Source organism: Phenylobacterium sp. (genome assembly GCF_036723115.1).
In the GTDB taxonomy this organism is placed as follows: Bacteria; Pseudomonadota; Alphaproteobacteria; order Caulobacterales; family Caulobacteraceae; genus Phenylobacterium.
In genome coordinates, this window is the sequence record NZ_DAIMHV010000172.1 from 1 (window position 1) to 5525 (window position 5525).

Here is a 5525-nt window from a genome sequence, read left to right on the forward strand (position 1 = left end):
CGCCTGGTCCGTAGCCCCCGCAGCCCCGGTCACGCCCGCGCCCGCGGCCGCGTTCAACCCTTTCGCCCTGCCCTCCGCCCCTGCGCCGGGCGCGGCGCCGCAAGGATTCTATGCGCCGGGCTACGCCGCGCCGCAGGCTCGGCCCGCCTCGGGCGATCCGGTGCTCTCAGCCATCGACCGGCAGATCGCCGAGCTCAGCCGCCGCGCCGCGCCAGAGATCCGCGGCGAGGTCAATGTCCGGGTCCGGTCGGGCGAGGCGGGTCTGAGCCAGCTCAGCAGCCTGCAGGGCCGCGCCTCCATCTCCACCCCGGTGATCGGTTCGGGCCGGCTGGCGCTCGTGGTAGAGCCTGTCACCCTGGACGGCGGATCGGCCAATGCGGACGCTCGGCTGCGCTACGGCGCCAATCCCATCCCCGCAGGCTCGGCCCTGGCCGCCGAAGGCGAGCCGCAGCTGGTGGATATCGGCGCCCAGACGGCCAGCGGCGTGGGGGTCTCGGTCACCTATACCAGCGGGGCGGCGGCGCTCGACCTGGGGACGAGCCCCATGGGCTTCCGCAAGGTCGAGCCCCTCGGCGGGGTGCGCTGGACCCCCACCATCGCGCCAGGCGTCGAAGGCCGCATCTGGGCTGAGCGGCGGGCGGTGACCGACAGCATCACCTCCTTTGCGGGGTCCAAGGATCCGGTCACGGGCCTCACCTGGGGCCAGGTGACCCGCACCGGCGGCGGCCTGGGCGTGGTGGTCGACCAGCCGGGAACCGGGGCCTATGCAGAGGTTTCCGCCTACCGGTTCGAAGGCGACCAGACCGCCGACAACCAGGCCTACCAGGTCAATCTGGGCGCCTATGTGCGCCCCTATCGCACCGAGGAGCGGGAGCTTCAGCTCGGGGTCAACCTGAACCACCAGGCCTATGACAACAATCAGAACCGCTTCACCCTGGGCCACGGGGGCTATTTCAGTCCTCAGGCGTTCACCAGTCTCGCCATGCCGGTCACCTTCCGCCATCGAAGCCCGGCCTGGAACCTGGAGGTGGGCGTGACGCCGGGCTATGAGACCTATCGCGAGGACGCCGTGGCGGTGTTCCCCAACCGACCCGACCTGCAGGGACAGCTGGAGTTCCTGGCCGGCGAAAGCGAACGGGTCAGCGCCTTCTATCCCTCCCGCAGCCGCAGCGGCTTTGGCGTCTCGGCCGGCGGCAAGCTGGAATACAACCTGAACGGATCGGCTCAGCTGGGGGTGGAGGCCCGCTACAGCGGCTTTGGCGACTATGATGAGACCCGTGGCGCCATCTATCTGCGCCAGACCCTGGGCGCGGGCGGCCGTCCATGAGCCGCCCGCCCATCCTCGCTTCCGACGAAATCCAGCGGCTGGACCAGGCCTATCTGGCGGCGCGCCGCTGTGAGCCCCAGTGGCGCGACTTCCTGGGCGCTTTGGCTGTGGAGCTCCACGCCAACGCTGAGCCAGACGAGGTGCTCGCCTTCCTCCGCGCCGTGGGCCGGCGGATCGGCGAGAAGCGCCAGCTCGTCCCCTCCGAGACGCTCCAGGAACTGGAGGCGGCGATCAACAAGGTGTGGAGCGACATGGACTGGGGCTGGGCCCGCCTGGTGGCGGTGGAGACCGGCATCGCCATCGTCCATGGCGCCTATCCCAACGCCTTCGAAGATGACGAACACGCCTTGTGGCCGCCGGGCGCAGCCGCCGTGCTGGAGGGGGTCTACAGCGTCTGGTTCAAGGCCCAGGGCAGTCCGCTGCCCAATTTGCGGCGGATCACACAGTCCATCTCGCCCCTGGTCTTCCTGCATGGGCGTTGAGCTCAACCGTCGGCATGCCGTTACCGGCGCCCTGGCCATGGGCGCCGGACTGGCTGCGCCGGTGGCGGCCTGCGCCAAGGTGAATGGGGACGCCGACTGGCGGGCGTTCAAGCGACGCTTCCTGGCCGCCGACGGGCGGATCATCGACACCGGCAATGACGCCATCAGCCACAGCGAGGGCCAGGGCTTCGCCCTGCTGCTGGCCCAGGCCTATGGCGACCGGCGCGCCTTTGATCTCATCTGGGGATGGACGCGCCGCACCCTTCAGCGCCCCGACGGCCTCTTCGCCTGGCGCTATGACCCGCGCAAGAGCCCGGCGGTGGATGATCCCAACAACGCCACGGACGGGGACGTCTTCCTGGCCTGGGCTCTGCTGCGCGCCGCAGCCCAGACGCGCAATACCGACTATGCCCAGGCCAGCGCGCGGATCCGGGGCGCCATCGGACGGCGGCTGATCGCCCGATGGGACGGCCTGAGCCTGATCCTGCCCGGGCTGGAGGGGTTTCTGGCGGGCGAGGTGGTCACCTACAATCCGTCCTACTTCATCGCCCCGGCCGTGCAGGCGTTTCATGCCGCCGCCCCGAACGAAGGCTGGGACGGCGTCCTGCGCGACGGGTTGGTGCTGGCCGAACGGGCGCGCTTTTCCCACCTGGGACTTCCCACCGACTGGACGCAGCATGGGGTTGGCGGGGCTGTCACCCCGGCGCCCGGTCGCCCGCCTCGCTTCGGCTTCGACGCCCTGCGCGCCCCTCTCTACTTGGCCTGGGGGGGATACATGGATCATGCCCAGGTGCAGGCGGCCCGGAGCTTTTGGACGCCCCACCTGATCGGGCGATCACCGCCGCCGGCCTGGGTGGATGTCGCCAACGGGACCCAGGCCGACTATGGCCTGTCCAGTGGGGGACAGGCCCTGGCGGCGATGGTTTGCGGCTTGCCGCGCCCGGCCCTGCAATTCGAAGACTATTATTCCGCAGCCCTGGGCCTGCTGGCCGCCGTGGCGGACAAGGAGCGCGCGGCCCTGCCCTGACCGGACTCAAGGCGGCGTAGACTTCGCCCGGCGAGGGCTGAGCGGTTCAGGCCTGGCTGTACCGCTGGAACAGGTCTTTCAGACGGTCTGACCGCTCCGGTCCCGGGGTGGAATACCGCCGGAACAGAGTCCCGCGCGCCGCGCCTTCCGGCGCCCCGGCCCCGGCCCCGGCGGCCTGATGGAATACCGCGCCAAGAGCGCTTGCGGCCGGTCCCCGGGCTTCCGGCGCGGCCAGCTCGTTGGCGGTTTCGTCTTCGGCGGCCAGCGCCTGGGGATTGATGGGGTGGGCCTCGTCGATCTCCACCGGCGTCAGGCGGACCACCGTGTCCGGCAGGTCGTCGAGATCCGAGGTCTCGGCCTCGAACACCCGGTAGGGGATGTGGGTCTGGTTGATGCGGCTCAGGAGACTGGTGACATCGCGTGGCATGTTGCTGCACCGCACAACGAACTGGGGATGTCCCAAATTAGGATACCGCTAGGGCAATTGGAACCCGCGCTAGGTGAATTTTGCTTATCTCGCTTGAGTTTATCGCAGATTGGGTAGAACTCCGGACCGTACCCGGCGAAAGAGGAAAAAAGTTCTCGCGAAGGTAGAGCTAAGCTTGAGTCCGCCGCCACGTTGCGTTGCAACATAGATGGATCACAACCCGTCCGCGCCTCAGCGGCAAATCAAAGCGCCGCCGGAGGCGGCGCAGGTGTGCTCAAAATCTGAAGTGACGCGGGAAGCGTCGTCCCCCTACGCGGAGCCTGCGGAACTCAGGCGCCGCCCAGGACCCGAAAGTCCAATCCACGCGACATGACGCATAGCGCGCTCCACCGCCGCCTGGGCGGTTTCTTGGCAGGCATCCAGCCCGCTGGCGACGATCTCGCCAGCCTCGTCATAGACGCTCCAGATCCAGCCGGACACGTCCTGACTTAGCGAATAGGCGAAGAGCGGTTCTGACATTTCCACGCCTCTGTTGCGCTGCAACATACTCTGACATCTGACGTAAGATGAACGTCGGCTGTCAAGTTTTGATCCTACAGCAGCGGTTGAAGCGCCAAGACGCCGGTCTAACAGGCGCCTCGACGCTTACCCGCCCTACTCCGCGGCGACGACGGTTTCTCCGCGGCGTTCGCGCTGCAGCCGGCTTTCCAGAGCTTCATGCTCGGCCCAGAGCGCCTTGGGCAGACGCTCGCCGAACTTTTCGTAGGCGGCTGGAATGAGGGCGGCTTCCTGGGTCCATATGTCAGCGTCGACGCTGAGCAGCAGGTCCAGCTGGGCGTCGGTGAGCGTCAGGCCCGACAGGTCGAGGCTCTCGCGGGTGGGCAGCCGGCCGATGGGGGTGTCCACCGCAGCGGCGCGGCCGGCCAGGCGATCGACGATCCACTTGAGCACGCGGCTGTTCTCGCCGAAGCCCGGCCAGACGAACTTGCCCTTCTCGTCCTTGCGGAACCAGTTCACGAAATAGATGCGCGGCAGCTTGGCCTGGTCGGCCTTGGCGCCGACATCCAGCCAGTGCTGGAAATAGTCGCCCATATTGTAGCCGCAGAAGGGCAGCATGGCGAAGGGATCGCGACGCAGCTCGCCAATGGCGTTCTCGGCCGCCGCCGTGCCCTCGGACGCCACATTGGACGCCATGAACACCCCGTGACGCCAGTCGAAGGCCTCGGTGACCAGCGGCACGGCGCTGGCGCGGCGGCCGCCGAACAGGATGGCCGAGATCGGCACGCCGGCCGGGTCTTCCCATTCCGGCGCAATCACCGGGCACTGGTCGGCAGGGACGGTGAAGCGGGCGTTGGGATGGGCCGCCGGGGTCTCGGACGCCGGCGTCCAGGGATTGCCCCGCCAGTCGGTGAGCTGCGCCGGGGGTTCGGCCGTCAGGCCTTCCCACCAGACGTCGCCGTCCGGCGTCAGGGCCACATTGGTGAAAACGCAGTTGGCGTGCAGGGCGTCAATGGCGTTCTTGTTGGTCTCAACGCCCGTCCCTGGGGCCACGCCGAAGAAGCCCGCCTCGGGATTGACCGCATAGAGACGGCCGTCTTCGCCAAAGCGCATCCAGCAGATGTCGTCGCCGATGGTCTCGGCCTTCCAGCCGGCCAGGGTCGGCTGCAGCATGGCCATATTGGTCTTGCCGCACGCGCTGGGGAAGGCCGCGGCGATGTAGCGGACCTCGTTCTGCGGCGAGGTGAGCTTGAGGATCAGCATATGCTCGGCGAGCCAGCCTTCGTCCCTGGCCATCACCGAGGCGATGCGCAGGGCGAAGCACTTCTTGCCGAGCAGGGCGTTGCCGCCATAGCCCGAGCCGTAGGACCAGATCTCCCGGGTCTCGGGGAAATGGACGATGTACTTCTCTTCGTTGCACGGCCAGGCGACGTCGGCCTGCCCCGGCGCCAGCGGCGCGCCCAGGGTGTGGACCGCAGGCACGAAGAAGCCGTCTTCGCCCAGCTGGTCCAGGGCCGGCTTGCCCATGCGGGTCATCACCCGCATGGAAATGGCCACATAGGCGCTGTCGGTGATCTCCACGCCAATGGCGCTGATCTTCGAGCCCAGCGGGCCCATGCAGAAGGGCACCACATACATGGTGCGGCCACGCATGGCGCCGTCGAACAGACCGTTCAGCTTGGCGCGCATCTCGGCCGGCTCGGCCCAGTTGTTGGTGGGGCCGGCGTCGATGGCCTTTTCCGAGCAGATGAAGGTCCGGCTCTC

Annotated in this window: 6 protein-coding genes; 3 read left to right on the plus strand and 3 right to left on the minus strand. The window is 68.2% G+C overall.

Going from position 1 to position 5525, the window contains the following annotated elements:
- From V7D28_RS13620 to V7D28_RS13630, 3 genes are all read left to right on the plus strand, one after another.
- A partial coding sequence (locus V7D28_RS13620; RefSeq protein ID WP_333587927.1) for a cellulose synthase subunit BcsC-related outer membrane protein occupies positions 1 to 1327 on the plus strand: 1327 nt, incomplete at its 5' end.
- Entirely contained in the window at positions 1324 to 1809 is a 486-nt protein-coding gene (gene bcsD, locus V7D28_RS13625; protein ID WP_333587928.1) for a cellulose biosynthesis protein BcsD, read from the plus strand. The genes V7D28_RS13620 and bcsD, both read left to right, overlap by 4 nt.
- A complete protein-coding gene (locus V7D28_RS13630; protein WP_333587929.1) occupies positions 1799 to 2836 on the plus strand; it encodes a glycosyl hydrolase family 8 in 1038 nt (345 codons plus the stop codon). Before bcsD ends, V7D28_RS13630 begins: the two co-directional genes overlap by 11 nt.
- A gap of 46 nt (positions 2837 to 2882) precedes the next feature.
- On the opposite strand, the gene V7D28_RS13635 is transcribed toward V7D28_RS13630, so the two are convergent.
- The 3 genes from V7D28_RS13635 to V7D28_RS13645 all read right to left on the minus strand — a co-directional run.
- A complete protein-coding gene (locus V7D28_RS13635) occupies positions 2883 to 3263 on the minus strand; it encodes a hypothetical protein (protein ID WP_333587930.1) in 381 nt (126 codons plus the stop codon).
- Positions 3264 to 3572: 309 nt separating this feature from the next.
- Positions 3573 to 3809 (minus strand): hypothetical protein, encoded by a 237-nt coding sequence (locus V7D28_RS13640; RefSeq protein ID WP_333587931.1) that lies wholly within the window; start codon positions 3807 to 3809, stop codon positions 3573 to 3575.
- 108 nt (positions 3810 to 3917) lie between these two features.
- Positions 3918 to 5525 (minus strand): phosphoenolpyruvate carboxykinase (GTP) (locus V7D28_RS13645; protein ID WP_333587932.1); only part of this gene is annotated, 1608 nt, incomplete at its 5' end.